The 26,533-nt window shown below is 27.7% G+C and carries 26 protein-coding genes; 16 read left to right on the top strand and 10 right to left on the bottom strand.

All coding sequences use genetic code 11. The features are described from left to right. The first annotated feature begins 1 nt into the window (after position 1). The gene (gene hisIE / locus H0H67_RS01010) at positions 2-607 is read left to right on the top strand and encodes a bifunctional phosphoribosyl-AMP cyclohydrolase/phosphoribosyl-ATP diphosphatase HisIE (protein WP_185859488.1); all 606 of its coding nucleotides are present in this window, start codon (positions 2-4) and stop codon (positions 605-607) included. Between the two features lie 6 nt (positions 608-613). Here hisIE and H0H67_RS01005 read toward each other — a convergent pair whose 3' ends face one another. Genes H0H67_RS01005 through rsmA form a run of 3 tightly spaced genes read right to left on the bottom strand, consistent with a single transcriptional unit; the run spans position 614 to position 2,884 of the window. Beyond that, positions 614-1,231: a 7-carboxy-7-deazaguanine synthase QueE gene (locus tag H0H67_RS01005; RefSeq protein ID WP_185859487.1), complete on the bottom strand. Its 618-nt coding sequence runs from the start codon at positions 1,229-1,231 to the stop codon at positions 614-616. Then, on the bottom strand, positions 1,218-2,099 hold the full coding sequence (locus tag H0H67_RS01000) for a bifunctional 5,10-methylenetetrahydrofolate dehydrogenase/5,10-methenyltetrahydrofolate cyclohydrolase (RefSeq protein WP_185859486.1): 882 nt from the start codon (positions 2,097-2,099) through the stop codon (positions 1,218-1,220). The genes H0H67_RS01005 and H0H67_RS01000 overlap by 14 nt, the downstream gene beginning before the upstream one ends. After that, positions 2,096-2,884 carry a 16S rRNA (adenine(1518)-N(6)/adenine(1519)-N(6))-dimethyltransferase RsmA gene (rsmA, locus tag H0H67_RS00995; RefSeq protein WP_185859596.1) on the bottom strand — a complete coding sequence of 263 codons (789 nt, stop codon included), beginning with the start codon at positions 2,882-2,884 and terminating at the stop codon, positions 2,096-2,098. The genes H0H67_RS01000 and rsmA overlap by 4 nt, the downstream gene beginning before the upstream one ends. Positions 2,885-2,958: 74 nt before the next feature. Between rsmA and serS the strand changes: the two genes are divergently transcribed. Both serS and metF read left to right on the top strand, forming a co-directional pair. Then, entirely contained in the window at positions 2,959-4,224 is a 1,266-nt protein-coding gene (gene serS / locus H0H67_RS00990; protein ID WP_185859485.1) for a serine--tRNA ligase, read from the top strand. Between the two features lie 12 nt (positions 4,225-4,236). Further along, a complete protein-coding gene (gene metF / locus H0H67_RS00985; protein ID WP_185859484.1) occupies positions 4,237-5,199 on the top strand; it encodes a methylenetetrahydrofolate reductase [NAD(P)H] in 963 nt (320 codons plus the stop codon). A gap of 3 nt (positions 5,200-5,202) precedes the next feature. On the opposite strand, the gene H0H67_RS00980 is transcribed toward metF, so the two are convergent. Beyond that, on the bottom strand, positions 5,203-6,183 hold the full coding sequence (locus H0H67_RS00980) for a pyruvate dehydrogenase complex E1 component subunit beta (RefSeq protein ID WP_185859483.1): 981 nt from the start codon (positions 6,181-6,183) through the stop codon (positions 5,203-5,205). A 69-nt stretch (positions 6,184-6,252) separates the two neighbouring features. Continuing rightward, positions 6,253-6,897 carry a hypothetical protein gene (locus H0H67_RS00975; RefSeq protein ID WP_185859482.1) on the bottom strand — a complete coding sequence of 215 codons (645 nt, stop codon included), beginning with the start codon at positions 6,895-6,897 and terminating at the stop codon, positions 6,253-6,255. Between the two features lie 171 nt (positions 6,898-7,068). Between H0H67_RS00975 and H0H67_RS00970 the strand changes: the two genes are divergently transcribed. After that, the gene (locus H0H67_RS00970) at positions 7,069-7,704 is read left to right on the top strand and encodes a bifunctional nuclease family protein (protein ID WP_185859481.1); all 636 of its coding nucleotides are present in this window, start codon (positions 7,069-7,071) and stop codon (positions 7,702-7,704) included. Here H0H67_RS00970 and H0H67_RS00965 read toward each other — a convergent pair. After that, positions 7,687-8,220, bottom strand: coding sequence for a dihydrofolate reductase (locus H0H67_RS00965; protein WP_185859595.1), 534 nt, complete (start codon positions 8,218-8,220; stop codon positions 7,687-7,689). The two genes, H0H67_RS00970 and H0H67_RS00965, sit on opposite strands and share 18 nt — an antisense overlap. A 33-nt stretch (positions 8,221-8,253) precedes the next feature. Between H0H67_RS00965 and H0H67_RS00960 the strand changes: the two genes are divergently transcribed. Then, on the top strand, positions 8,254-10,902 hold the full coding sequence (locus tag H0H67_RS00960; RefSeq protein WP_185859480.1) for a valine--tRNA ligase: 2,649 nt from the start codon (positions 8,254-8,256) through the stop codon (positions 10,900-10,902). An 18-nt stretch (positions 10,903-10,920) separates the two neighbouring features. Here H0H67_RS00960 and H0H67_RS00955 read toward each other — a convergent pair whose 3' ends face one another. The 3 genes from H0H67_RS00955 to ndk are packed head-to-tail and all read right to left on the bottom strand — an operon-like array spanning position 10,921 to position 12,755. Continuing rightward, complete coding sequence (locus H0H67_RS00955; RefSeq protein WP_185859479.1) at positions 10,921-11,655, bottom strand: TPM domain-containing protein; 735 nt, start codon at positions 11,653-11,655, stop codon at positions 10,921-10,923. Positions 11,656-11,693: 38 nt separating this feature from the next. Further along, positions 11,694-12,296, bottom strand: a complete 603-nt coding sequence (locus H0H67_RS00950) for a LemA family protein (RefSeq protein ID WP_185859478.1) — start codon at positions 12,294-12,296, stop codon at positions 11,694-11,696. A gap of 9 nt (positions 12,297-12,305) precedes the next feature. Further along, the gene (gene ndk, locus H0H67_RS00945) at positions 12,306-12,755 is read right to left on the bottom strand and encodes a nucleoside-diphosphate kinase (protein ID WP_185859477.1); all 450 of its coding nucleotides are present in this window, start codon (positions 12,753-12,755) and stop codon (positions 12,306-12,308) included. 99 nt (positions 12,756-12,854) lie between these two features. On the opposite strand from ndk, the gene H0H67_RS00940 reads away from it, so the two are divergent. From H0H67_RS00940 to rplT, 11 genes are all read left to right on the top strand, one after another. Further along, positions 12,855-15,302, top strand: a complete 2,448-nt coding sequence (locus H0H67_RS00940) for an alpha-ketoacid dehydrogenase subunit alpha/beta (protein ID WP_185859476.1) — start codon at positions 12,855-12,857, stop codon at positions 15,300-15,302. 82 nt (positions 15,303-15,384) lie between these two features. Then, a complete protein-coding gene (locus H0H67_RS00935) occupies positions 15,385-16,446 on the top strand; it encodes a branched-chain amino acid aminotransferase (protein WP_185859475.1) in 1,062 nt (353 codons plus the stop codon). Positions 16,447-16,456: 10 nt separating this feature from the next. Beyond that, positions 16,457-18,211 (top strand): arginine--tRNA ligase, encoded by a 1,755-nt coding sequence (gene argS, locus H0H67_RS00930; protein WP_185859474.1) that lies wholly within the window; start codon positions 16,457-16,459, stop codon positions 18,209-18,211. Between the two features lie 19 nt (positions 18,212-18,230). Further along, a complete protein-coding gene (gene ffh / locus H0H67_RS00925; protein ID WP_185859473.1) occupies positions 18,231-19,583 on the top strand; it encodes a signal recognition particle protein in 1,353 nt (450 codons plus the stop codon). Positions 19,584-19,702: 119 nt separating this feature from the next. Beyond that, positions 19,703-21,307: a glycerol-3-phosphate dehydrogenase/oxidase gene (locus tag H0H67_RS00920; RefSeq protein ID WP_185859472.1), complete on the top strand. Its 1,605-nt coding sequence runs from the start codon at positions 19,703-19,705 to the stop codon at positions 21,305-21,307. 27 nt (positions 21,308-21,334) lie between these two features. Further along, positions 21,335-22,831, top strand: coding sequence for a glycerol kinase GlpK (gene glpK, locus H0H67_RS00915; RefSeq protein WP_185859471.1), 1,497 nt, complete (start codon positions 21,335-21,337; stop codon positions 22,829-22,831). A gap of 13 nt (positions 22,832-22,844) precedes the next feature. Then, a complete protein-coding gene (locus H0H67_RS00910; RefSeq protein WP_185859470.1) occupies positions 22,845-23,591 on the top strand; it encodes an MIP/aquaporin family protein in 747 nt (248 codons plus the stop codon). A gap of 21 nt (positions 23,592-23,612) precedes the next feature. Next, entirely contained in the window at positions 23,613-24,869 is a 1,257-nt protein-coding gene (thrS, locus tag H0H67_RS00905) for a threonine--tRNA ligase (protein ID WP_185859469.1), read from the top strand. Between the two features lie 57 nt (positions 24,870-24,926). Continuing rightward, positions 24,927-25,448 (top strand): translation initiation factor IF-3, encoded by a 522-nt coding sequence (infC, locus tag H0H67_RS00900; RefSeq protein WP_185859468.1) that lies wholly within the window; start codon positions 24,927-24,929, stop codon positions 25,446-25,448. A gap of 20 nt (positions 25,449-25,468) precedes the next feature. Next, entirely contained in the window at positions 25,469-25,657 is a 189-nt protein-coding gene (gene rpmI / locus H0H67_RS00895) for a 50S ribosomal protein L35 (RefSeq protein WP_185859467.1), read from the top strand. A gap of 5 nt (positions 25,658-25,662) precedes the next feature. Next, entirely contained in the window at positions 25,663-26,010 is a 348-nt protein-coding gene (rplT, locus tag H0H67_RS00890) for a 50S ribosomal protein L20 (RefSeq protein ID WP_185859466.1), read from the top strand. Here the strand turns inward: rplT and def are convergent. After that, a complete protein-coding gene (gene def, locus H0H67_RS00885; RefSeq protein WP_185859465.1) occupies positions 26,005-26,532 on the bottom strand; it encodes a peptide deformylase in 528 nt (175 codons plus the stop codon). The two genes, rplT and def, sit on opposite strands and share 6 nt — an antisense overlap. Between the last annotated feature and the right edge of the window lies 1 nt (position 26,533).

The following is a 26,533-nucleotide window of genomic DNA, read 5'->3' as shown; positions in this document are numbered from 1 at the left end:
TATGAAAAAAGAATATTTTCAACAAAAAATGATCCATTTTGAAAATGGATTGATCCCTGTAATTATTCAAGATGCAAAAACAGATAAGATATTAATGATGGGTTATATGAATCAAGAAGCCTATCAAAAAAGTGTTTATGAAAAAAAAGTGACTTTTTATAGCAGATCTAAAAAAAGATTGTGGACGAAAGGGGAAGTTAGTGGAAACTATCTATTTATTAAAAATCTATTAATAGATTGTGATGGAGATACTTTGTTGATTAAAGCAAAGCCTACAGGACCTATTTGTCATAAAGGAACAGACACTTGTTGGAAAGAAATTAATAAAAAAAATTTTTTATTTTATTTGGAAGATTTAATTTTTAATAGAATTAATCAACAGAAAAAAAACTCTTATATATATCAATTATCAAAAAAAGGAATTAATAAAATATCTCAAAAATTAGGAGAAGAGGCTGTGGAACTTATTATTGAATCTAAGGATAACAATAGAAATTTATTTTTAAATGAATCTGCAGATTTACTTTTTCATTATCTCATTCTTTTACATGAAAAAGGTTTTTCTATACAAGATGTTATCAATATTCTGGAAAATAGACACTCATAATTATGATTAAGGAATATTTAACATTTTGTGAATTTGAAGAGATATCCTCCATTTTGGATTATCTTTTATGTAAGAAATTATTTTTGGAAGAATATTAATTGAATTAGTCCATTCAGGTTGTAGGAACAGGAAACAATTAGTGGTTTTTACATGAATGGCTTGTTCTTCCGCAAAAAGAAAATCTTTTTCATTAGAAATAATAATTTTTAATTCGTTGGTTTTTTTGTAATTTTCTGCTAAAGGAAGTTTTATTTTTTTGGGAGAAATTGTGATCCAATCCATATATTTTTCTTTTATAGGATAGGATCCTGAAGTTTCAACATGAATACGATATCCTTTTTTTTTCAAAATTTTTGTTAAAGGATATAAATCCCACATCATAGGTTCTCCACCAGTAATTACAATGTTTTTGATTGTACGATTGTTATTGCTAATATTAGCAATGATTTTATGAATTGGAATAAAATCATTTTTTTTGATTTTCCAGCTTTCTTTGGTATCGCACCAATCACATTTTATATTGCATCCTTCAAAACGAATGAAATATGCAGCTATTCCATAATAATGTCCTTCTCCTTGAATAGAATAAAATAATTCTTTTATAGGAAAACTAATTCTTTTCATCTTTTCTATTTAATGCAGCTATTAAAGTGTTTTTTAATAACATAACACGAGTCATAGGTCCGACTCCACCTGGAACAGGCGTAAGATAAGAAGCTTTTCCATAAACACTATAAAAATCAACGTCACCTAGTATTTTTTTTTCATTTTTTGCACTATTTATTCCTACATCTATAACGATAGATCCTTTTTTAATCATCCTTCCTTTAAGAAACTTTGGAATTCCAACTGCCACTATAATTATATCAGCCTGTTTTGTGTAATCTTCTATATTTGGAGTATGACTATGAGTCAATGTTACCGTACTATTTCCAGAATTACTTCTTCTGCTCATCAGAATACTAATAGGCCTTCCGACTATCCTACTTCTTCCAATTACTACAGTATGCTTTCCAGGTATTTTGATTTGATTTCTTTCCAAAAGAGTTAATATACCTAATGCAGTTGCAGGAAAAAAAGATTTTATGTTTAAAGCCATTTTTCCAAAATTTTCAGGATGGAATCCATCTACATCTTTATTTGGATCGATAGATAAAATTATTTTGTCCTGATTGATATGTTTTTCAAGAGGTAATTGGACAATAAAACCATCTATTAATGGATTCTGATTCATTTTGTTTATTTCTTCTAATAGTTTTTTTTCTATACACCCCACTGGTAAATGAATTAAAGAAGATTTTATTCCGATATTTTGACACTCTTTGATTTTGCTATTGACATATGTCATACTAGATCTATTATTTCCTGTCAATATGATTCCAAGATGTGGAACACGTTTTTTTTTATTTAGTATATTTTTTTCGATTTCCTTGGAAATTTCTTTTCTTATTTCTATTGCTAATTGATTTCCATTTAATAATTTAGTATTCATCTTCTAATTTCTATTTCTTTTGTTAATTGAAGGAACTCTTTTACAGATAATTCTTCTGCTCTTTTGTTCAAAAATGGAATTTGATAAAAATTTGAAATATGGTTAAATAACTGTAGAGAATTTTTTAATTTTTTTCTTCTTTGATTAAAAGCTGTTTTGACACATTTGAATAATAAATCCTTGTTGCAAGAAATAACTTCATTCTTCTTTCTTAAAGAAATAACTGCCGATTTTACATTAGGCATAGGAAAGAAAACTTGTTTTTTTACAGTAAAAAGATATTTTACTTCATAAAATGCTTGTACCAAAACTGATAATATTCCATAAGTTTTTTCCCCTTCATGAGAAGTAATACGTTTTGCCACTTCTTTTTGAAACATGCCAATGCATTCTGGTATGTATTGATTATATTTCAATATATGAAATAAAATTTTAGAAGAAATACTATAAGGAAAATTACCAATAATTGCAAAACTTTGCAAGTTAATTTCTTCAGGATTCCATTTTAAGAAATCTTTATGAATAATTCTATTTTTAGAAATAGGAAAATTTTTTCTTAAAAAAGAAATTAATTTTCTATCGATTTCTATTAAAAAAACCTGATGATGACAATATAGATTCAACAAATATTGAGTAAGGATTCCTAATCCAGGACCTATTTCTACTACTGCATCATAATTTTTAAAAGAAAGATTACTTACAATTTTCTTTGCTATATTTTTGTCTTTTAAAAAATACTGATCAAATTTATTTCTACTTTTAGTAGTAGACTTATGCATTTGCATTGTACAAATATAGAAAATATTATTCGTACCTTGCATTTTTAAAAATATATGGTCAACAGGATTTTAGTTTTTTTATGCTTAGAACCTCTTTCATACGAAAAAATCGAGAAAAAGTTTTATTAGGATTAAAAAAAAGAAATTTTCAAGAAATATACCTGATAGATGAGATATTGATTTTAGACGAAAAAAAAAAAATAGCTCAAAACGTACTGAACAAAATATTAGAAAAAGAAAATTCAATATCTAAAAAAATAGGTCAAATTTTAAATTTTGGTCAAAAAACTCAAATAGAATCTTTAAAAGAAAAATCTACTTTTTTAAAAAAAGAAAAGAAAAATATCAATCTTAAACTAAGAAAAATTGTTCAAATCTTAGAAAAAAAATTAAATCAAATTCCTAATATTCCTGATGAAAAAGTAAAAAATAATTCTGAAGAAAACAATATTATTTTTCAAGAGGGAGAAATTCATTGTCATATTGATAATCCACTTACACACTGGGAATTATCAAATAAGTTTTGTTTATTTGATTCAAATTTGGGAACGAAAATATGTGGTTCTGGTTTTTCAGTTTATATGGGAAAAGGAGCAAAATTACAAAGAAGTTTAATTCAATATTTTCTAGATAAAAATATACAAGCTTCGTATAAAGAATATAGTTTACCTTATCTTATAAATGAAAAATCGGGATACGCTACAGGACAAATTCCAGATAAAGAAAATCAAATGTATTTTATAGAAAAAGATAATCTTTATCTGATTCCTACTGGAGAAGTTCCTATTATGAATTGCTACAGAGATAAAATATTTTCAAGAACAGATCTTCCTGTTAAAGCAACTACTTATACTTCTTGTTTTAGAAGAGAAGCAGGATCTTATGGATCCAAAGTAAGAGGATTGAATAGGTTGCATCAATTTGAAAAAGTGGAAATTATTCAAATCACCACACAAGATTCTTCTTATTCTTCTTTAGAAGAAATGATTTTGCATGTCAAAAATATTTTAAAATCTTTAGATTTACCTTTTCGTATTATTCGTTTGAATGGACCTGATCTTGGATTTTCTTCTTCTATAACTTACGATTTTGAAGTTTATTCTATAGCGCAAAAAAAATGGTTAGAAGTCAGTTCTATATCTAATTGTAATGATTTTCAATCTAATAGATTAAATTTGAGATACAAAACTATTAAAGGTCATGTAAGGTTCTGTCATACTCTTAATGGGAGTGCTTTAGCTTTACCACGAATTATGGCGACTTTATTAGAAAATCATCAAACTGAAAATAAAATTAATATACCTCAAGTATTAGTTCCTTATACTGAATTTGATCATATCAAGTAAAAGTTGTGTATTATGAAAGTGATTGAGCATATATCTAAAGCAAAAAAAACTTTATTCTCCTTTGAAATCTTACCTCCTTTAAGAGGACATGATATTAAAGACATTTTTTCTACTTTAGATCCTTTAATGGAATTCAATCCTCCTTTTATTGATGTTACTTATCATAGAGAGGAATTTATTTATGTAGAAAAAAATAATGGACTTTTGCAGAGAAGGAAAATTTCAAGGCGTCCAGGAACCGTAGGAATTTGTGCAGCTATTATGAACAAATATGGAGTAGATGCGGTTCCACATCTGATTTGTGGTGGTTTTAATAAACAAATGACAGAAAATGCTTTAATAGATCTAAATTTTTTGGGAATAGATAACGTTCTAGTTCTTAGAGGAGACCCTTTGAAATCTGAAAGTAATTTTCTTGCGAAAAAAGATGGACATAAACATGCAGTAGAACTTGTTGAACAAGTTAAAGATTTAAATCGAGGAAAATATCTTGATAAAACTTTTGTTGAACGAAAAGAATCTCCATTATTTGATTTTTGTATTGGAGTAGCAGGATATCCTGAAAAACATTTGGAAGCCCCAAATATTGAAAGTGATTTATTTTTTTTGAAAAAAAAAATAGAAGCAGGAGCGGATTATATTGTGACTCAAATGTTTTTTGATAATAAAAAATATTTTTCTTTTGTTAAAAAATGTAGATCAGAAGGAATTTTTGTTCCCATTATACCTGGAATCAAACCTATTTCTTCAAAAAAACAGTTAAACAGTCTTCCTTCTCGTTTTTATTTGAATATTCCTCACGAATTAGTGAAAGAAGTTGAAAAGGCGAAAGATAAAAAAATTGTATCTCATATTGGAATTGAATGGTCTATTCATCAATCTAAAGAATTGAAAAATTCTGGTGTAGAAGTGATCCATTATTACACTATGGATAAACCAGAAAATATTTATAAAATTGTTCAATCCATTTATTAATTATTAGATTAAATAAAGAGTTTCTTTGATGGCATTTATTACCTTTTTTTCATTTGGAAACCAATCTTTGATCAAATTATGAGCATAAGGGGCTGGAGTGTCCAATAAAGTTATTCTATTAATAGGTGCATCAAGATAATCAAATGCTTTTTTTTGTATAAAATACGAAACTTCAGAGGATATGGATGAAAATGGCCATGATTCTTCTAAAATTACTAGTCGATTGGTTTTTTTTACAGAAAAAAGTATAGATTCATAATCTAAGGGACGTATAGTGCGGATATCTATGACTTCTACACTAATATTTTCTTTATCTAGTTTGTTTGCTATGTTTAAAGCCATTTTCATTATTTTTCCAAAGGAGACTAAACTGATATCAGTTCCTTCTTTTTTGATATCTGCTTTTCCAATAGGTAGAATGTATTCTTCTTCTGGAATCATCATTTTATCTCCATACATTTGTTCAGATTCCATAAAAATTACTGGATTATTATCTCTTATTGCAGATTTCAAAAGCCCTTTAGCATCATAAGGATTACATGGAATGACCACTTTCAATCCAGGACAACTGGCATACCAACTTTCAAAAGATTGGGAATGTGTTGCTCCTAATTGTCCAGCAGAACCAGTAGGCCCTCTGAAAACAATAGGAATATTCCACTGTCCCCCACTCATATAACGTATTTTCGCTGCGTTATTAATGATTTGATCCATGGCAACTAAAGAAAAATTAAAAGTCATAAATTCAATAATGGGTCTGCATCCATTCATAGCAGAACCTACACCTATTCCAGAGAATCCTAATTCCGAAATTGGAGTATCAATAACTCTTTTGGGTCCAAATTCTTCTAACATCCCTTTAGAGGCTTTATAAGCCCCATTGTATTGAGCCACTTCTTCACCCATGAGATAAACAGAATCATCTCTTCTCATTTCCTCACTCATAGCTTCTGCTATAACTTCACGAAAAGTTTTTTCTTTCATACATCGATTTTTCATTTTCAGGACAATATTAGGAAAAGAAAGAAATCTCTTTCTTTTCCTTCACGATAATTAATTTTTTTTCGCTCTTCCTTTTTGTTTTTTTAAAAAATCTTCTTGTTTTTTCTGCAAATCCATTTTTTCATTTTTTGCCTCTGTTATTGATTTATTTAAATTATTCAAAAGTATATTTTTTTCTTTTAGGATTTGTAATTTTTCTTTTCCTAATTTTTTTTGATCTTCGAAGTTTTTTTGAGCTTCTATTTGTTCTGGGGATCCAACTGTCTTAGATCTCATAATCATTTTTCTTCTTTTGACTTCATTCAATATTTCCTTTTGAACTTCTACCATTTGATAATATTCATCATAATGTTTTTCACTTTCTTTTTCTAATTTTTGTATTTTTTCTCCTATTTCTTTGATTTTTCTAGATAAATCATCAGGATCTATATTCATGTCTGAAGGATCGTCTTCATTGGAAGGAGTTTCTGTAGAAGAAGGAGTAGGATTTTTTGGAGGGTCAGTAGGAGGAGTTTCAGGGGAAGAAGAAGCAAGAGTAGGTGGTGGATCAGGAATAGAAGGAGTTTTTTCTACAGTAGTAGTATTTTTCACGTCAGATTCTTCTTTTCCAACGGAAGTGACCTCATCATTACAGGATAAAATAAATCCTAATGCGAGAAAAATTGTTGGAATCAGAAATTTAACAGAAGTATTCATAATAAAAAAATTTTAAATATTGTTAATAAATATATAAAAAAAATTATTACATATAATAATAATTTTATATATATTATTGTTATAACAAAAAATGAAAAAACAGAAATATCCTTTTAAATTGAGGATATTTGGTTACAATAGCAAGATTTATTATATAATTTAAATTTTCCTATGGATCAATTCATTAGATTAGCTATACGGGGAATATCCTTGAGTCAAATACAATCTGGGATATATGTTTTATTACTTGAAGAAGAATCTGGAAGAATTAAACTTCCTATTATCATAGAAAGTTTACAAGCTCAATCTATTGCTTCTGCTTTAGGAAAAAGAGATCCATCCAGATCTTTTACGCATGATTTATTTCTTACTTTTGCAAAATTATTTCATGTTAGATTAAAAGCAGTTGTAATATATAAACTAGTAAATGGAATATTTTTTTCTTATATTTTGTTTGAAGGAGATCCTATAGAAGGAGAGGGAGAAAAAAAAGAACATAAGATAGATTCAAAAACATCAGATGCTGTCGCTTTGGCAGTAAGATTTCAGGCTCCTATTTATACAACAAGAGAAATATTTGACAAAGCTGGTATTTATTTTGAAAATGGGTTTCCTATTGATAAAGAAAATGAACCTTATGAAACAGGAATAGAAAATAGTGGATTTCTTTTTTTTAAAGAAAAAAGTCAACAAGATTTGGAAAAAATGACTGAAAGAGATCTAAATGCACTATTAAACCACGCAGTGGTTAATGAATGTTATGAACTTGCAGCAAAAATTAAGAAAGAATTAGATAGAAGAGAATGATTTTTCTTTTTTTTCGAATCTGATAAAACTGTAATTATATAAATGGTATTTATCTTTTTCATAAAAAAATTCATATATTTTTTTCCATTTCTTTGCATCTATTTTTGGAAATTTTGCATCTCCATAAAATTTTTTATGAACTAATGTCAATTCTATTGTATGTGCTTTTTCAATTGTAGAAGCATATGTTTTTTCTCCTCCTATAACGAATATTCTTTCATTTGTTAAATAATCTATCTGTTTTACAGATGAAAAAAATTTTATATTCTTTTGAATTGTTATATTTTTTAAGTGTAATGATTTCATGAAGTTTATTTTATCTTTCGTTAAGATAATATTTGTTCTTTTTGGAAGTATTTTTCCAATAGATTCGAAAGTTTTTCTTCCCATTAAAACTGTTTCTCCAATAGTTAAATTTTTAAAACGTTTTAAATCATTAGGCAAGTGCCACATAAGTTGATTATTTTTTCCTATAAATCCGTTTTTTGAAACAGCAGCAATCAAAATAATTTTTATCATTATTTTAATTTTTTTTATATTTTTAAATTTATGGATATTTCAATCAAATATGATCCTAAATCTGTGGAAAAAAAAAGATATGATTATTGGATGAAAGGAAATTACTTTTCATCTTACCCAGATGATAGAATACCTTATACTATAGTGATGCCACCTCCAAACATTACTGGAGTTCTTCATATAGGACATATGCTGAATAATACTATTCAAGATGTTTTGATTAGATATGCCAGAATGAAAGGATATAATGCTTGTTGGATTCCTGGGACAGATCACGCATCTATTGCAACAGAAGCTAAAGTAGTTGATCAATTAAAAAAACAAGGATTGTCCAAATCTTTTTTAGGAAGAGAAAAATTTTTGCATTATGTTCTTGAATGGTCAAAAAAACATAAAAATATTATTTTTGATCAACTTAAAAAATTGGGTTGTTCATGTGATTGGAATCGGACTCAATTTACGATGAACCAGAAATTGTCCAGATCTGTATCAAAAATTTTTATAGATTTGTATGAACATGGATATATTTATAGAGATTACCATGTTGTTAATTGGGATCCAAAAGCTAAAACTACTCTTTCTGATGAAGAAGTTCTTTATGAAGAACGTATTGGTCAACTTTATTATTTGAAGTATCAAATAAAAGGAGAAAAAAATTATGTGACTGTAGCAACAACTCGTCCTGAAACCATATTTGGGGATACAGCTCTTTGTTTTCATCCATATGATTCGCGTTATTTTCATTTGAAAGGAAAATATGCAAAAGTTCCAATAATTAATAAGTATATTCCTATTATACAGGATTCGTATGTAGACAAAGATTTCGGAACAGGATTTTTAAAGGTCACTCCAGCTCATGATAAATACGATAAAAATATAGCGGATAAACATAAACTAGACATAGTTGATATTTTTAATGAAGATGCGACCTTAAATGAAAAAGGCCTTCATTACAAGGGGATGAATCGTTTTGAAGTAAGAAAAAAAATTACTGAAGAATTAAAACAATTGGGATTTTTAGTAAAAAAAGAAAAATACAATCATAAAATTGGTTTTTCGGAACGAACTTTATCAGTAGTAGAACAAAGATTGTCTCTTCAATGGTTTTTAAAAATGAGAGAAATATCTGTTCCTGCTATAGAAGCTGTAAAAAATGGAGATATTCAATTTTATCCCAAAAAATTTAATAAAATTTATTTTCAATGGATGAATCAAATTCGTGACTGGAATATATCTAGACAATTATGGTGGGGGCATCGTCTTCCTGTCTATTATTATGGGAAAAAACCTAATGATTTTGTGGTTGCAGAAAGTTTAGAAAAAGCATTGAAAAAAGCGAGAAAAAAAAGCGAAAATTCATACTTAAGTCATGATGAAATATGGCAAGATACAGATGTTTTAGATACTTGGTTTTCCTCTTGGTTATTTCCATTATCTGTTTTTGATGGAATTAGTCATCCTCATAATCACGAAATTTCTTATTATTATCCGACTGAAGATATAGTGACAGGTTCGGATATATTGTTTTTTTGGGTTGCACGTATGATTATAGCAGGTTTCTTTTTTCAAAAGAAAAAACCTTTCAAAAAGGTTTTTTTTACTGGAATTGTTAGAGATTCTAAAAATCAAAAAATATCAAAATCATTAAATAATTCTCCAAATCCTATAGATTTAATTAATCAATATGGAGCAGATGCTGTACGTATGGGTCTAATGTTGAAAACTAGTGCAGGAAAAGATTTTCATTTTGAGGAAAAAATATGTTTGCAAGGAAGGAATTTTTCAAACAAAGTGTGGAATGCTTTTCGTTTAATTAAAAGTTGGAAAATACAAAAAAGTCAACATGTGCCGGATTATTCTATAATTGCTATTAAATGGTTAAAAAATCGTTTTTATTATGTTTTGGAAATGTTTGAAAAAAATTTACAAGAATATAAATTTGATGAATCATTAATGATTTTATATAAATTTATTTGGTATGATTTTTGTTCGTATTTTCTTGAAATTATCAAACCTATTCATGGAAATAGATGTATTTCAAAAATAGAATATTTAAACACCATTAAATTTTTTGAAAAAATATTGAAATTATTACATCCATATATGCCTTTTCTCTCAGAAGAGATTTGGAATCTTATTGAAAAAAGAAAACCGGAAGAAGCTTTAATTGTTTCTTATTGGCCTAAAAATAAATCTTATGATTATGAAATGTTAGTTTCTTTCGAAAGAATTACTCAAATAATATCTAAAATACGCAATATTAGAAATAAAAGTAATATTCCTTATCAAAAAAGTCTTGTATTGTTTACTATGAGAAAGAAAGAAGAAAAAGAATATAATTCTATCATATTAAAATTGGCTAATTTATCAAAAATTGTTTCTGTATTAGAAGAACCCAAAAATGAATCGATATATTCTTTTTTTTTAGATACAGATCAATTTTTCTTATCTTTGGCAGATCAGAGCTATCATTCTACTAGTCATATGGATATTATTAGGATTGAAAAAAAAATTCAACATTTTCATAATTTATTATCTTTAATTCGAAAAAATTTATCAAATGATAAATATGTTTCTTCGATTCCAAAAAACCTTCTTTTAAAGGAAAGAAAAAAAGAAAGTGATACATTGAAAAAAATATATCAACTCAAAAAATATTTAAAATTTTTAAGAAAATGAAGTAAAAGATAAATCAAATTACCAATTTCCACTACTTCCTCCCCCTCCGAAATTTCCTCCTCCTCCAAATCCATCAAAATTATCTTCATTTTCATGACTATGAAAATTTTTATTTCTGAATATAAAATCTGTTAAAAGTAAAGTATTTAATAATGATGAGTCTATTATTTTTTTTCTACATAGAAAAAAAAGCATAACAAAAAAAACACTCATACAAATAAAAAGATTCCACATAGGAAAAACTTTTTTTTTTTGTTTTTTATGATGATATTGATTCTGAAGAATTTGAAATATTTCCTGAATACAGGAATCTATAGCTAGATAATAGAGATTTTTTTTCAATATAGGTTTTGCTTTTTCTATAATTCTCGTAGTTAAAAAATCGGTCAAATAGGGTTCTATTCCATATCCATTTTGAATAGATATTTTTCTGTCATTGACAGATAATAATATAACTATTCCATTATTTTTATGCAAGCTTCCAATTTTCCATTTTTCTCCCCATTGAGCAGCTAAAAAATTTGGATCTTCTCCATGAAGATCCTGAATGATAGAAATGAAAATTTCTGTTGATGTAATTTTATAGTATGAAACAAGTTTTTGATTTAATTTTTCTATCTGCTTTTTGGAGAGGACTCCTGCATAATCCTGAACAGGATATATTTTTCTTGGTGCTTCAGGTATATTAAATTGTCCTTTTGCTAGATTTGTGTAAAGAAAAATTAAAATAATTAATTGAATAGTTTTTCTCATGTTTTATCATGATTTTTTAGTGAATTGTTTTTCAATTCTTATTTGGAAAAATCTACAACAGGAGATCTTTCTGATCCTATTTGAGATTGGAAATATCCTTTTTCTTGAAATTGGGAAAAAAAGTTTGCTATGATAATTTTTGGAAATTGATTTCTATAAGTATTAAAATAATTTACTTGATCATTAAATCGGTTTCTTTCTATATTAATACGATTTTCTGTTCCTTCTAATTGATTTTGTAATTCGTAAAAATTTTTTGTTGACTTTAAATTAGGATAGTTTTCCACAACTAAAAGTAATCTACTGACAGAATTATTTAAGTTTTCTTGTGCTTTTTGAAATTTATTGATTTTATTTTGATTCAAATCATTTGGATTAATATCCACAGAAGTGGCTTTTGCTCTAGCTTCTATTACTTGGATTAATGTGTTTTTTTCAAAATTTGCAGATCCTTTTACTGTATTCACTAAATTTGGAATTAGATCGGATCTACGTTGATAAACATTTTCCACTTGTCCCCATTGTGTTTTAATCCCTTCGTTTAGTTTTACTAAATGATTATATACATTAGCACCCCATAATCCAGTTATGAATATCAAAATTAAAATAGAGTAAGTGGTTATTAGAAAATTTTTTTTCATAAAAAATTTTTATAAAATATCTTCTCTCAAGAAAATTTCTCTGCTTGAAAAAAAAAATTGACATTCTTTAAAAGCATTTTGATTACTATCTGATCCATGTATAGCGTTCTTTTCTAAAGAAGTAGCATACAAATTTCGTATAGTTCCTTTTTCAGCATTAATTGGATTTGTATTTCCTATTAAAATTCTGAAGTCTTTTACGGCATTTTCTTTTTTCAATAGAACCGAAATAATTGGTCCAGAAGACATAAATTTTACCAAAGATTCGAAAAAAGATTTTTCTTTATGTTCTTCATAAAATCTGATGGCTGATTTTTTAGAAAGTTCTGTCATCTTAAGTGCAACAATTTTAAATCCTGCATAAACTATTTTGGATAAAATAGAGATGCTATGTCCTTTTTTAACCGCATCCGGTTTGATAATAGAAAGGGTTATATTTCCAAAAATATGATAAATCATAGTTCTTTTTTTATTGAATAGAAGAACATAATATATAAAATTAAATAAAGAAATTAATAAAGTAAAATTACTGTATTTTCATCTAAAAAATTAGAATTTATGAATTACAATAATAATAAAAAATATAATGATGATGAGGATCCCACTTTTGATTCATTTAGTAAAATAGTTTTAAATGATTATAAATTGGCTAGAATTAGTCGTGAAACCAGTATTTTAGGTAGGAAAGAAGTTTTAAATGGAAAAGCTAAGTTTGGGATATTTGGTGATGGAAAAGAAATTCCTCAATTAGCTATGGCAAAAATTTTTAGAAATGGAGATTTTAGATCTGGATATTATCGAGATCAAACGTTTATGATGGCTATTGGAGCTTTAACTGTAAGAAGTTTTTTTTCACAATTGTATGCCCATTCAGATTTAGAAGCTGAACCTATTTCATCTGGAAGAATGATGACTGCACATTTTGGAACACGTTTTCTAAATCGTGATGGAACTTGGAAAAATCTTATTCAACAAAAGAATTCTAGTGCAGATATTTCTTCTACAGCTGCTCAAATGCCTAGATTATTAGGATTAGCTCAGGCATCTAAAATTTATAAAAAACTAAAAAATTTAAAAGAAACACATAAAATATTTTCTCGTGATGGAAACGAAGTAGCATTTGGAACTATTGGGAATGCCAGTATTTCAGAAGGATTATTTTGGGAAACTTTAAATGCTGCTTCAGTCTTGCAAATTCCTATCATACTATCTATTTGGGATGATGAATATGGAATCTCTGTTCCTAATAAATATCAATTTTCTAAACAAAATATTAGTGATCTTTTATCTGGATTTCATAGAAACAAAAAAGAAAAAGGGGTAGAAATTATTCGTGTGAATGGATCAGATTATATGGATCTTACAAAAACATATATTCGTGCAGATAAAATAGCTCGTTATGAACATGTTCCAGTTATCATACATGTCACAAATTTAACTCAACCGCAAGGACATTCTACTTCTTCTTCACATGAAAGATATAAATCAAAAGAACGTTTGGAATGGGAAATGAATAACGATGGAATAAAAAAATTTAGAGATTGGATTTTGAATTTTAAGTTCAATACAAAAAATAAGTTACAAAACTTAACCAATGTTTGTTATTTAGATAAAATAGATATAGAAGCTAAAGAATATGTTAAAAATGAACAAAAAAAAGCTTGGAAAGCGTTTCAAAAACCAATTATTGAAATTAAAAATGAAGCTGTGAACATTTTACAAAAAATGCAAGAGGATTATTCTAATCAAAAATGGGTTAATAAATATGTGAAAAAGTATATACAAAAATTGTATGATAAAACTAAAAATTTTACTACAAAAAAATCAATATTTCGTATTACACGAAAAATTTTATATCTACTATCTGAAGTGGAATCAGATTCAAAATATTGTCTGATAAAATGGATTAAAAAAAAATATGATCAAGAACAAGAAAATTATTCTTCTCACTTATATAGTATTTCCGAAAAATCTTCTGTAAAAATAACAGAAGTTTTTCCTGTGTATAGGAATAACAATTTTGAAGTAGATGGAAGAATTGTTTTGAGAAATAATTTTGATAAATTATTAGAATTATATCCTGATCTTTTAATATTTGGAGAAGATGTAGGAAAAATAGGAGATGTCAACCAAGGATTGGAAGGGTTGCAAAAAAAATATGGTAAAACTCGCATTTTTGATACGGGAATACGTGAATCTACTATTCTCGGTCAAGGAATTGGTCTTGCTATGCGTGGGCTTAAACCTATAGTAGAAATTCAATATTTAGATTATATCTTATATGCTTTACAAATCATGAGTGACGATCTTGCTTGTTTGCAATATAGAACAAAAGGAGGACAAAAAGCTCCTGTCATTATTAGGACTAGAGGTCATCGTTTAGAAGGAATATGGCATTCAGGTTCTCCTATGGGAGGAATTATTAATTATTTAAGAGGAATTTTAGTCTTGGTTCCAAGAAACATGGTCAAAGCTGCTGGTTTTTATAATACTTTATTATCTGGAGATGATCCAGCTTTAGTTATTGAATGTCTGAATGGATATAGAATCAAAGAAAAGTTACCGGAAAATTTAGGTTTTTTTAGAACTCCTATTGGAATAGTGGAAAGAACAAGGAAAGGAAAAGATATAACCATGGTAACATATGGTTCTACGTGGAGAATTGTAAATGAAGCTGCAGAAGAATTGCATAAAATCAATATTGATTCAGAAGTAATTGATATTCAATCTCTTTTACCTTTTGATTTACAAAAAGACATTGTAAAAAGTTTACAAAAAACCAACAGATTATTAATTATAGATGAGGATGTACCAGGTGGAGCTTCTGCTTATATTTTACAAAAAATATTAGAAGAACAAAATGGATATTATTATTTAGATAGTCCACCCGTTACGATTACGGCTAAAGAACATCGTCCTCCTTATGGATCAGATGGTGATTATTTTTCAAAACCTTCTGTTGAAAATATTGTAGAAAAAGTATTAAAAATAATGCATGATAGTTAGAAAACTAGGTGTTTTATTAATAATTTTTATTAAAACATAATAATCATTTATTATATTTGTTTTCATTAATTTTTTTGACTTTATGAAAATAGAAAAAACCTTACATTCAAGGATTGGAAAAATGGATTTTAACAATATTACCTTTGGTCATCAGTATTCAGATCATATGTTTTGTTCCGAATACAAAGATGGAAAATGGAATAATTCCATTATTAAGCCTTTTGGGAATATTCCGTTTTCTCCTATTTCTCCTGTTTTTCATTATGGACAAGCTGTTTTTGAAGGAATGAAAGCTTATAAAGATAAAAATGAAGAAGTTTTTTTATTCCGTCCAGAAGAAAATTTCAAAAGAATAAATAGATCTGCTATTCGTTTGGAAATGCCTACTATTCCAGAATATATTTTTATGAACGGACTAAAAAAATTAATAGATATAGATAGGGATTGGATCCCTAAAAATTATGGACAATCTTTATATATTCGTCCTTTTTTAATTGCGAATAACGGTGTTTTATCGGCAACCCCTTCTGAAAATTATATGTTTATGATTATATCTACTCCTGCAGATTCCTATTATAAACATCCTTTGAAAATTAAGATAGAAGAAAAATATAGCCGTTCTGCAGCAGGAGGGGTTGGATTTACTAAAGCTGCTGGAAATTACGCTTCTTCTTTTTATCCTACTAGATTAGCAAATGAAGAAGGATTTGATCAAATATTGTGGACTGACTCTTCTACTCACACAATGATAGAAGAATTAGGTACTATGAATGTTTTTTTTTGGTTGAAAAACAAACTTATCACTCCAAAAGCTAATGATAATATATTAAGTGGAATTACCTGTAAAAGTATTCTTTCTTTAGCTGAAAAAGAAGGATTTTCCGTGGAAGAGAAAGATCTAAGTGTTTCAGAAATCATAAAAGGATTGCAGACAGGAGAATTAAAAGAAGCTTTTGGCTGCGGAACAGCTGCTGTAATAAATTTTTTTAAAATAATTAACTATCAAGGAAATAATTTTTGTTTACCAGATATTCCAGAAAAAGAAAGAATATCTATTCGTTTAAAAAAAAGTTTATTGGATATCCAGCATAATTTATCGGAAGATCCTTTTGGATGGAGAGTTCAATTAAAAAGATATTTGTAAAAATTCTTCTATGAATGATCATTTTCAGTCTATAGAGGAAATAGCAAAAGAATCCATATCTGTTTTATATAAACTGAAACCTTGTCCGGAATTAGATTTTCAATATACAAAAAAAGAACATTTAGGAGATCTTACTTTGGTTTTATTTTCTTTGTCTAAAAAATTAAAAAAACCTGTAGAACAAATAGGAGAAAATATAGGAAATTATGTGCAAAATCAATTAAATGGGTTGATTCAATTTTCTATTATTGAAGGTTTTTTAAATTTTATTTTTAAAGATAGTTATTATATTCATCTTCTTCAAAAGATGTTGAATACAAATTTTTATCATTTAAAATTTCCATCCAAAAAAATAATGATAGAGTATTCTTCTCCTAATACTAATAAACCTCTTCATTTAGGACATGTTAGAAATAGTTTGATTGGATCTTCTATAGCTAAAATATTAAAAATGGTTGGACATAAAATAATAAAAATTCAAATCATTAATGATAGAGGAATACATATCTGTAAATCTATGATAGCTTGGAAAAAATTTGGAAAAGGAGAAACTCCTGACAGTATTAAAATGAAGGGAGATCATTTTGTAGGAAAATATTATAGTTTATTCGATAAGATTTATCGTGAAGAAATTAGAAAAATAGATAAAAAAGATGAAATGACAATATTGATCGAAGCTAGAGAATTATTAAAAAAATGGGAAAGTGGAGATCCAATAACTAGAGATATTTGGAAAAAAATGAATAAATGGGTTTACAGCGGTTTTGAAGAAACTTATCGAAAATTGGAAATAAGTTTTGATGAAATAGAATATGAAAGTAACGTGTATCAAATAGGAAAAAAAATTATCAAAAAAGGTCTTGAAAAAGGAATTTTTTTTCAAAAAAAAGATGGATCAATTTGGATTGATTTGATTCAAGAAGGTTTCGATCAAAAACTTTTGTTACGATCAGATCAAACTTCCGTATATATAACTCAGGATATTGGAACTGCTGTAGAACGTTTTAGAAAATATAACATAGACCAGTTAATCTATATTGTTGGAAAAGAACAAGATTATCACTTTCAAATTCTTTTTACTATATTAAGACGTTTAGGATATATATGGGTAAATAAATTATTTCATTTATCTTATGAAATGGTATATTTGCCAAGTGGCAAAATGAAATCTAGAGAAGGAAATGTAATAGATGCAGATAGTCTTATTTTAGAAATGTATTCTATTGCAAAAAAAAATTTTTTAAAGAAATATTCAAAATTAAAAAAAGAAGGAAAACAAGAAAAATCTGCTGAAATCATAGGATTAGGAGCTCTGAAATATTATTTCCTTAAAATAGATCCGAGAAAAAAAATTATTTTTCATCCTGAAAAATCTATAGATTTTAAAGGAAAAACAGGAACATATATTCAATATACTTATTCCAGAATTCGTTCTTTGGAACGAAAGTTCTTCGATTTATGTTCATTGTTGAATTTTTGTTGGTCAAATATTAAATTTGATATATATGAAAAAAACATGATTAAAATTCTTCAAAAATATCCATTGGTCTTAAAAAAATCAGCTATTAATTTAAATCCTTCATTAATAGCAAATTATATTTATGAAGTTTCTAAATCTTTTAATTTTCTTTATCAAAACAAAAAGTTAATAGATCCTTTCAATGTTATTCATAGTAATATTTGTATGAATATTATTCATGTTACAGGGAATGTTTTAAAATCTGGAATGAATTTATTAGGCATTAAAATGCTTGATCGTATGTAAAAGTAAAAAATTCACATTTATGTTTGAACATTTACAAAATAAATTCTCTAAGGCTCTTCAGATCTTGAAAGGAGATGATAAAATTACAGAAATTAATATTGCATCTTCTATGAAAGAAATAGGAAAAGCACTTATCGATGCAGATGTCAATTATAAAATTGCTAAAAATTTTATTCATAAAGTTAAAGAAAAATCTATTGGAAAAAAAGTACTTACTTCATTAAATCCAAAACAGATCATTACAAAAATAGTATATGATGAGTTGGTAACACTCATGGGAAAAAAAAGTATAGAAATGAATCTTGATAAAGATCCTTCTGTTATTTTAATTTGCGGATTGCAGGGGAGTGGAAAAACTTCTTTTTCTTCTAAACTTGCTTTTTTTTTAAGAAAGAAAAACAAATTTCCTTTATTAGTAGCTGCAGATATTCATCGTCCTGCAGCTATAGACCAACTGAAATTTCTTGCAGAAAAAATAAATATTCCTGTTTTTTATTTAAAAGAAAATAAAAATGTTCTAGAAATATTAGATCAATCTGTTATTTATGCTTCTAGAAAAAAAAGAAATGTAATTATTATTGATACAGCTGGAAGACTGGCTATTGATGAAATCATGATGAAAGAAATAGTAAATATTCATAAACATTCTAACCCAGATGAAACTTTATTTGTTGTCGATGCAATGACAGGACAAGATGCTGTAAATACTGCTCAATCTTTTTCAAGAAGATTGAATTTCGATGGGATTGTAATGACAAAATTAGATGGAGATAGTCGAGGTGGAGCTGCCATCACCATGTCTAGTATTGTGGGGAAACCTATTAAATTTATTAGTAATGGGGAAAAAATAGAAGATCTGGAAATTTTTCATCCAGATCGAATAGCTAATCGAATTTTAGGGATGGGAGATATAGTTTCTTTAGTTGAAAAAGTACAAGAGGAATTTGATGAAAAAAAAACTAAGAAAATTTATCATAAGATTTCAAAAAATCGTTTTAATTTTAATGATTTATTAGAGCAAATTCAACAGATCAAAAAGATAGGAAGTATAAAAAACATTATTTCAATGATTCCTGGAGTTGATAGGTATTTTTCTTTTTATGGAGGAAATCAAAAAGATTCCTTCAAAAAAATAGAGTCTATTATTCATTCTATGACACCTGATGAAAGAGATAATCCAAAATTACTTGTTGATATTAAAAGAAAAAAAAGGATATCCAAAGGATCTGGAATAACATTAAATCATATAGATCTTTTTTTAAGACAATTTTATGACATAAATAAAATAATGAAAAAAATTAGTGCAAGCTCAGAACAACAAATTATAAAAAATTTTATATCTAAAATGATGAACAAAGAAAATGGTGTTTAATTTGGATTAATTTTAATTAAAATTTTCTTTTATTGAAAATATTTTTAATTTTGTTTGTTGAATATTTTCAAAATCCCAATAGGAGGAATATTCCGTTTGGAATTTGACATGAGTGAAACATGATGAAAGGTTTTTTAAATAGAGATAGGTTTTTGAACATTTTAGAAAATGTAAATCATTGGGATATTATCATTATTGGAGGAGGATCTACCGGATTAGGAATTGCTTTGGATTCTGCTTCCAGAGGATACAAAACTCTTCTTTTAGAGCAGTCTGATTTTTCTAAAGGAACTTCCAGTAGAAGTACAAAATTGGTTCACGGAGGAATACGATATTTGGCTCAAGGGAATATCAAATTAGTTTATGAAGCTTTACAAGAAAGAGGATTATTGTTAAAGAATGCACCTCATTTAGTGAAAAAACAAAAATTTATTATTCCAATTTTTAGTTGGAAAATGGGTCTTTTGTACTGGACAGGTTTGAAACTATATGAATGGCTATCCGGTTCATTGAGTTTTGGAAAGTCCAAATTTATATCCAAAAATGAAACAATTAAAAATTTCCCTGAAATTAAAACTAATAAGTTAAAAGGAGGTATTTTATATTATGACGGACAGTTTGATGATGCTCGTTTAGCTATTAATTTGGCACAAACCTGTGTTCAACAAGGTGGAATTTTATTAAACTATTTTCAAGTCAAAAATCTTATAAAAAAAGTTGGAAATAAAATTTCTGGAGTTGTAGCTTATGATCTTGAAACCAAAAAAAAATATTCTATTTACTCAAAAATCGTTATAAATGCCACTGGAGTTTTTTCTGATTCTATTTCAAGAATGGATGAATCAGAATGCCCTATTTTAATAAAACCTAGTCAAGGAACACATATTGTATTAAATAAATCTTTTTTTAGCAGTTCAAATGCTGTAGTCATTCCAAAAACTTCGGATGGAAGAATTTTATTTTGTGTTCCATGGTATGACCATGTTTTGGTAGGGACTACAGACACTTTTCTAGAAAAAAGTGTTCTTGAACCAAAACCTTTGGAGGAGGAAATAGATTTTATTTTACAAACTTTTAACAAATATTTTGTTTTCAATCCAAAAAAAAGTGATATACTCAGTGCTTTTTCTGGATTGCGTCCTCTTTTTGTCCCTAATAATTATTCTTCTACGACTAAAACAAAAGATATTTCTAGATCCCATAAACTTATGATTAGTCCTTCTGGATTAATAAGCATTATAGGTGGAAAATGGACGACATATAGAAAAATGTCTGAATATGCTGTAAATAAAGCTGTTGAAATAGGAAAACTAAATAAAAGGCCTTCTGTCACAAAAAATATTAAGATTTATGGATCCAATTCTTTATATCAAAGCCAAAATTATCATTGGAAGAAATATGGAGAAGATGAATATCATATAAAAAAATTAATTGAGGAAAATCCATTGTTAGGAACTCCATTGATATCCCAAGATTCTTCTTATTATTATTGTACTGAAGCAGAAGTTATATGGATGGTTCGTTATGAAATGGCTAGAACAATTGAAGATGTTTTGGCAAGAAGGTTCCGTTTATTATTTTTAAATGCAAAGAAAGCAATAGATATAGCACCAAGAGTAGCATCATTAATGGCTAAAGAACTTTCTCGAGATGAAAAATGGGAAAAATCACAAATAGCTGATTTCAAAGAGTTAGCTATGCGGTACTATTATCCGGTCGTTTAATGGAGTTGTAATACCTTTATTCATCATATGTTTATGAAAAAATATGTGCTATCATTAGATCAGGGAACTACTAGTTCTAGAGCTATTATTTTTGATAAAATTGGAAATATTATTTCCGTAGCTCAAAGAGAATTTACACAAATTTATCCTTATCCTGGATGGGTGGAACATAATGCAGAAGAGATATGGTCGACGCAAGCATCCGTTGCTTTGGAAGCAATTTTAAAGGCAAATTTAGAAGGTGAAAATATTGTTTCAATAGGAATAACCAATCAACGAGAAACTACTGTAGTATGGGATAAAAAAACGGGAGAACCTATTTTTAATGCTATAGTTTGGCAAGATAGACGTACATCAAAATATTGTGATCTTCTCAAAAAAGAAGGATTAACTGAAATGATTCGGAAAAAAACAGGCTTGATTATAGATCCTTATTTTTCTGCCACAAAAATTAAATGGATATTAGAAAATATTCCTGAAGCTAGAAAAAAAGCTAATTCTGGATCTTTAGCATTTGGAACTATAGATTCATGGTTAATATGGAATTTAACCGGTAAAGAAATTCATGTCACAGATGTAACTAATGCTTCTCGTACCATGCTTTTTAACATTCATACACTTAGTTGGGATCAAGAATTAATTGATTTATTTGATATTCCAATAACAATGCTCCCAGAAGTTAAATCATCTAGTGAAATTTTTGGTTATACTACAGGACATATTCTTTCTCATAAAATTCCCATATCTGGGATAGCCGGAGATCAACAAGCATCTCTTTTTGGACAAATGTGTACTAAAATTGGAATGGTAAAAAATACTTATGGAACAGGTTGTTTTATGTTAATGAATGTAGGAGATTCTCCTGTTTTTTCTCAAAATAATTTAATTACCACTGTTGCTTGGAAAATTAAAAATAAAGTTCAATATGCATTGGAAGGAAGTGTTTTCATTGCAGGAGCTGTTGTTCAATGGCTGAGAGATGGATTGGGGCTTCTTATATCTTCAAGTGAAGCAGAAACTTTAGCTTCTTCAGTGGAAAATACGGAAGGTTTATATGTGGTTCCAGCTTTTTCCGGTTTGGGTGCTCCTTATTGGGATCAGAAAGCTAGAGGAACCATTGTTGGTATAACAAGAGGGACCTCTTCCGCTCATTTTGTTAGGGCTGCGTTAGAAAGTATTGCTTTTCAAAATATGGATGTTCTGAAGGCTATGGAAGCAGATTCTGGTATTTCTATAAAAGAACTTCGTGTAGATGGAGGAGCTACGGTAAATAAATTGTTAATGCAATTTCAATCCGATATTTTAAATGTGAGAGTAGTAAAATCAAAAATTTCTGAGCTTACAGCAGCTGGAGCAGCTTATTTAGCTGGATTAGCTGTAAATTATTGGACCAGTCTTGAAGATATTCAAAAAAAATGGCAACTAGAACAGGTTTTTGAACCAAAAGGAATGTCTAGTCGTTTGGAAAGAATTCAAGGGTGGGAAAAAGCAATTAAAACAACTCGTTCATGGTCTGGTCAATAAAAAATTAAATCAAATGACAAAAATTTGTGCGGAAATCATAGGAACAATGATTTTAGTATTTTTAGGAAATGGAGTAGTAGCAAATGTTATTTTGTCAAAAACCAAAGGGAACAGCAGAAATGGAGAATGGCTTACTATTACTATAGGATGGTCATTGGCTGTTTTTATGGGAATAATAGTTTCAGCTCCTTATAGTGGAGCTCATTTGAATCCGTGCGTTACAATAAGTTTTGCCATAGTTGGAAAATTTAATTGGGATATGGTTCCATCTTATATTTTATCTCAGTTTATTGGAGCTATGTTAGGATCTTTATTAGTATGGTTTTTATATAAAGATCATTTTTTTGAAACTCAAAAAGAACAAGATAAATTATCTGTTTTTGTTACGATTCCTTCTATAAAAAATTTATTTTTTAATTTTTTAAATGAAGTATTAGCTACTTTTATTTTTATATTTATTTCTTTATATCTTACAGTAGAAGGAACCCTTTTTTTTAAAGAAAATAAATATCCTATAGGGTTAGGATCTTTAGGGGCATTACTTCCCGCTTTATTGGTATTGGGAATTGTTTTATCCTTAGGAGGAAATACTGGTGCAGCTATTAATCCTGCTCGTGATTTAGGACCAAGAATCATATATTCTATCATTCCAATTCCTGGTAAAGGGAAAAGTAATTGGGATTATGCTTTTGTTCCTGTATTAGGACCTATTTTTGGAAGTGTGATGGCTGCAATATCATATTTATTTTTATCATCATAAAAAAACTTGTAACTTTTTTTCATGGATAAATCAGTCCCTTTAAAAGAAGATACTATAGATCATAGAAAAATAGGTAAAAAGCTAAAATTTTTTATTTTTTCTGATAGGGTAGGAAGTGGATTACCTTTGTGGTTACCTAGAGGGACAATTTTTAGAAAAAGTTTAGAAGAATTTTTAACTGATATTCAAAGAAAGTCTGGATATGAAATGGTAGTAACTCCACATATTGGACATAAAAAATTATATGTTAGAAGTGGACATTGGAGCAAATATGGAAAAGATAATTTTAAACCTATTCAGACTCCCCGTGAAGAAGAATTTTTATTAAAACCTATGAATTGTCCTCACCATTGTGAAATTTATCGTTCTCAAGAATGGTCTTATAGAGATCTTCCTAAACGTTTTGCAGAATTTGGAACAGTATATCGTTATGAACAGAGTGGAGAACTTCATGGTTTGACTAGAGTTAGATGTTTTACTCAAGATGATGCACATATTTTTTGTACTTATGATCAATTACTAGAAGAATTTAAAAGAGTTATCAACTTAGTTTTTTACGTATTTCGTTGTCTAGGTTTTTCTGAATATACAGTTAGAATCTCTCTTAGAGATACAAAAAAAATAGATAATTATATAGGATCAGAAAAAAACTGGAAAAAAGCAGAGGAAGCTATATTGAGAGTAGTCAAAGAAGAAAAAATAAAAACATCTCTGAATTATGGAGAAGCAGCTTTTTATGGACCAAAACTAGACTTCATTATTAAAGATTCCTTAGGAAGAAGTTGGCAACTTGGAACAATTCAAGTGGATTATAATTTGCCTGAAAGGTTTGATTTATATTATAAAGGAAAAAATAATGAAAAATGTCGTCCAGTCATGATACATAGGGCCCCTTTTGGTTCACTGGAACGAATTATTGCCATTATAATAGAACATTCCAGAGGAAATCTTCCATTCTGGCTGGCTCCTAACCAAGTAGTCATACTTCCTATAAGTGATAAATATATAATTTATGCAAAAAAAATTTTAAATTTGATATTAAACTATGATATCCGAGTATTTGTTGATAGCAGAAATGAGAAAATTAATAAAAAAATTAGGGATTCTGAAGACAATAAGATTCCTTATATGATTATTTTGGGAGAAAAAGAAGAGAAAAATGAAATGATCTCGTTACGACGTCATGGGTTAGGACATATAGGAACGTTTCCTATTTCTAAGGGAATAGAAGCTATTTTTAATGAAACTAATTTAAAAACTAAAACAATAATAAACTAAACTATTATAAAAAAGAAATTTTCAAGAGGAAATAAGAAAAAGAGAATTTTTCGACCATTGCCACAAAAAAAAGAGGTCCATCGAATTAATGAAAATATTGACTCAAAAACAGTTCGTTTGGTAGGAGATTCTTCTCTAGAAAATGGAGTTTACTCTATCCAAAAAGCTATTCAATTTTCTAGAGAAAAAGAATTAGATTTGGTTGAAATTAATCCAAAATTGAATCCTCCAGTATGTAAAATACTGGATTATAAAAAATTTTTATATGAACAAAAAAAAAGAAAAAAACAATTTAAAGCAAAACAAATTAAAGTGAATACTAAAGAAATCCGATTTGGTCCACAAATCGGTGATCATGATGGAAAAGTTAAGATCAAAAGTGCTGAGAAATTTTTAATGCGTGGAGACAAAGTGAAAGTATTTGTTTTTTTTAAAGGTCGTTCAATAGTATACAAGGATCAAGGTAAAATAAAATTGTTAAAATTTGCAGAAGAAATTGAGGAATATGGAAAAGTAGAACAAATGCCGGTTATGGAAGGAAAAAGAATGTATATGATCCTAGCTCCAAAAAAATTTTAACATTATGCACGTACAATATTATGAAAAAATTAAAAACAAAATCAGGATCAAAAAAAAGATTTAAAAAAACGGCGAATGGACATATAAAAAAAAAACATGCATTCAAAAATCATCTTTTAACTAAAAAATCAAAAAAGAAAAAACGTCATCTTTCTAAATTTACTCTATTGAATAAATCAGATCAACAGAATATCAAAAAACAGATATAAAAATTATGCCCAGATCTACAAATTCAGTTTCCTCTAGACGAAGAAGAAAAAAAATACTAAAATCGGCAAAAGGTTTTTATGGATCAAGGAGTAAAGTTTATACAGTTGCTAAAAATGCCGTAGAAAAATCTTTTTTTTATGCTTTTTCAGGAAGAAAAAAAAAGAAAAGAGATTTCAGATCTCTTTGGATTCAACGCATTAATGCCGGAGTCCGTCAATATGGAATATCTTACTCTGAATTTATGAAAAAATTATCCGATAAAAAAATTAAAATAAATAGAAAAATACTTTCTTATTTTTCTATGAATGAGCCAAATACTTTAAAAAAAATAGTAGATCATCTTTCTTCATGAAGAATTTTTTTCTGATAAACTAATCAATTTTTTTTCTATTATTTTTTTTTTCATGGAAGAAAAGTAATCTATAAAAAGTTTTCCTTCAAGATGATCATATTCATGAAGAATAACTCTAGCACACATTCCCGTCAAGGTTTTCTTTTGTTTTTTCCAATTATGATCATAATATTCAATCAAAACATTAGATTTTCTTTTTACATTTCCCATTATTCCAGGAATGCTAAGACATCCTTCATTAAATTTGTACTCTTTCCCATGAATTTTTAATATTTTAGCATTAATAAAAACTTCTTTGTAATTATTTAGATCTTTCCCATCTAAATAAGGAGTTTCTATTATAAATAATCGTATATTTTTTCCAATTTGAGGAGCAGCCAATCCTATTCCTTTTGCTTGATGTATAGTTTCAAACATATCTTTTATTAATTGATTGATTTTTTTTTTGCAGAAAGAAAAATCTATGTCTACACATTTTTTTCTTAAAATAGGATTTCCATAAAGAATTATAGGCAATACCATA

Origin of the sequence: Blattabacterium cuenoti, from assembly GCF_014251575.1 — a bacterium.
In the GTDB taxonomy this organism is placed as follows: domain Bacteria; phylum Bacteroidota; class Bacteroidia; order Flavobacteriales; family Blattabacteriaceae; genus Blattabacterium; species Blattabacterium cuenoti_N.
Note: the sequence above shows the minus strand (reverse complement) of the source record. Positions and strands in the feature narration are given on the sequence as shown.

Excerpts from the sequence above, each read along its gene's own strand:
- hisIE (WP_185859488.1), top strand. The coding sequence starts at position 2 with ATGAAAAAAGAATATTTTCAACAAAAAATGATCCATTTTGAAAATGGA.
- H0H67_RS01005 (WP_185859487.1), bottom strand. The coding sequence starts at position 1,231 with ATGAAAAGAATTAGTTTTCCTATAAAAGAATTATTTTATTCTATTCAA.
- H0H67_RS01000 (WP_185859486.1), bottom strand. The coding sequence starts at position 2,099 with ATGAATACTAAATTATTAAATGGAAATCAATTAGCAATAGAAATAAGA.
- rsmA (WP_185859596.1), bottom strand. The coding sequence starts at position 2,884 with ATGCAAATGCATAAGTCTACTACTAAAAGTAGAAATAAATTTGATCAG.
- serS (WP_185859485.1), top strand. The coding sequence starts at position 2,959 with ATGCTTAGAACCTCTTTCATACGAAAAAATCGAGAAAAAGTTTTATTA.
- metF (WP_185859484.1), top strand. The coding sequence starts at position 4,237 with ATGAAAGTGATTGAGCATATATCTAAAGCAAAAAAAACTTTATTCTCC.
- H0H67_RS00980 (WP_185859483.1), bottom strand. The coding sequence starts at position 6,183 with ATGAAAGAAAAAACTTTTCGTGAAGTTATAGCAGAAGCTATGAGTGAG.
- H0H67_RS00975 (WP_185859482.1), bottom strand. The coding sequence starts at position 6,897 with ATGAATACTTCTGTTAAATTTCTGATTCCAACAATTTTTCTCGCATTA.
- H0H67_RS00970 (WP_185859481.1), top strand. The coding sequence starts at position 7,069 with ATGGATCAATTCATTAGATTAGCTATACGGGGAATATCCTTGAGTCAA.
- H0H67_RS00960 (WP_185859480.1), top strand. The coding sequence starts at position 8,254 with ATGGATATTTCAATCAAATATGATCCTAAATCTGTGGAAAAAAAAAGA.
- H0H67_RS00955 (WP_185859479.1), bottom strand. The coding sequence starts at position 11,655 with ATGAGAAAAACTATTCAATTAATTATTTTAATTTTTCTTTACACAAAT.
- H0H67_RS00950 (WP_185859478.1), bottom strand. The coding sequence starts at position 12,296 with ATGAAAAAAAATTTTCTAATAACCACTTACTCTATTTTAATTTTGATA.
- ndk (WP_185859477.1), bottom strand. The coding sequence starts at position 12,755 with ATGATTTATCATATTTTTGGAAATATAACCCTTTCTATTATCAAACCG.
- H0H67_RS00940 (WP_185859476.1), top strand. The coding sequence starts at position 12,855 with ATGAATTACAATAATAATAAAAAATATAATGATGATGAGGATCCCACT.
- H0H67_RS00935 (WP_185859475.1), top strand. The coding sequence starts at position 15,385 with ATGAAAATAGAAAAAACCTTACATTCAAGGATTGGAAAAATGGATTTT.
- argS (WP_185859474.1), top strand. The coding sequence starts at position 16,457 with ATGAATGATCATTTTCAGTCTATAGAGGAAATAGCAAAAGAATCCATA.
- ffh (WP_185859473.1), top strand. The coding sequence starts at position 18,231 with ATGTTTGAACATTTACAAAATAAATTCTCTAAGGCTCTTCAGATCTTG.
- H0H67_RS00920 (WP_185859472.1), top strand. The coding sequence starts at position 19,703 with ATGATGAAAGGTTTTTTAAATAGAGATAGGTTTTTGAACATTTTAGAA.
- glpK (WP_185859471.1), top strand. The coding sequence starts at position 21,335 with ATGTTTATGAAAAAATATGTGCTATCATTAGATCAGGGAACTACTAGT.
- H0H67_RS00910 (WP_185859470.1), top strand. The coding sequence starts at position 22,845 with ATGACAAAAATTTGTGCGGAAATCATAGGAACAATGATTTTAGTATTT.
- thrS (WP_185859469.1), top strand. The coding sequence starts at position 23,613 with ATGGATAAATCAGTCCCTTTAAAAGAAGATACTATAGATCATAGAAAA.
- rpmI (WP_185859467.1), top strand. The coding sequence starts at position 25,469 with ATGAAAAAATTAAAAACAAAATCAGGATCAAAAAAAAGATTTAAAAAA.
- rplT (WP_185859466.1), top strand. The coding sequence starts at position 25,663 with ATGCCCAGATCTACAAATTCAGTTTCCTCTAGACGAAGAAGAAAAAAA.
- def (WP_185859465.1), bottom strand. The coding sequence starts at position 26,532 with ATGGTATTGCCTATAATTCTTTATGGAAATCCTATTTTAAGAAAAAAA.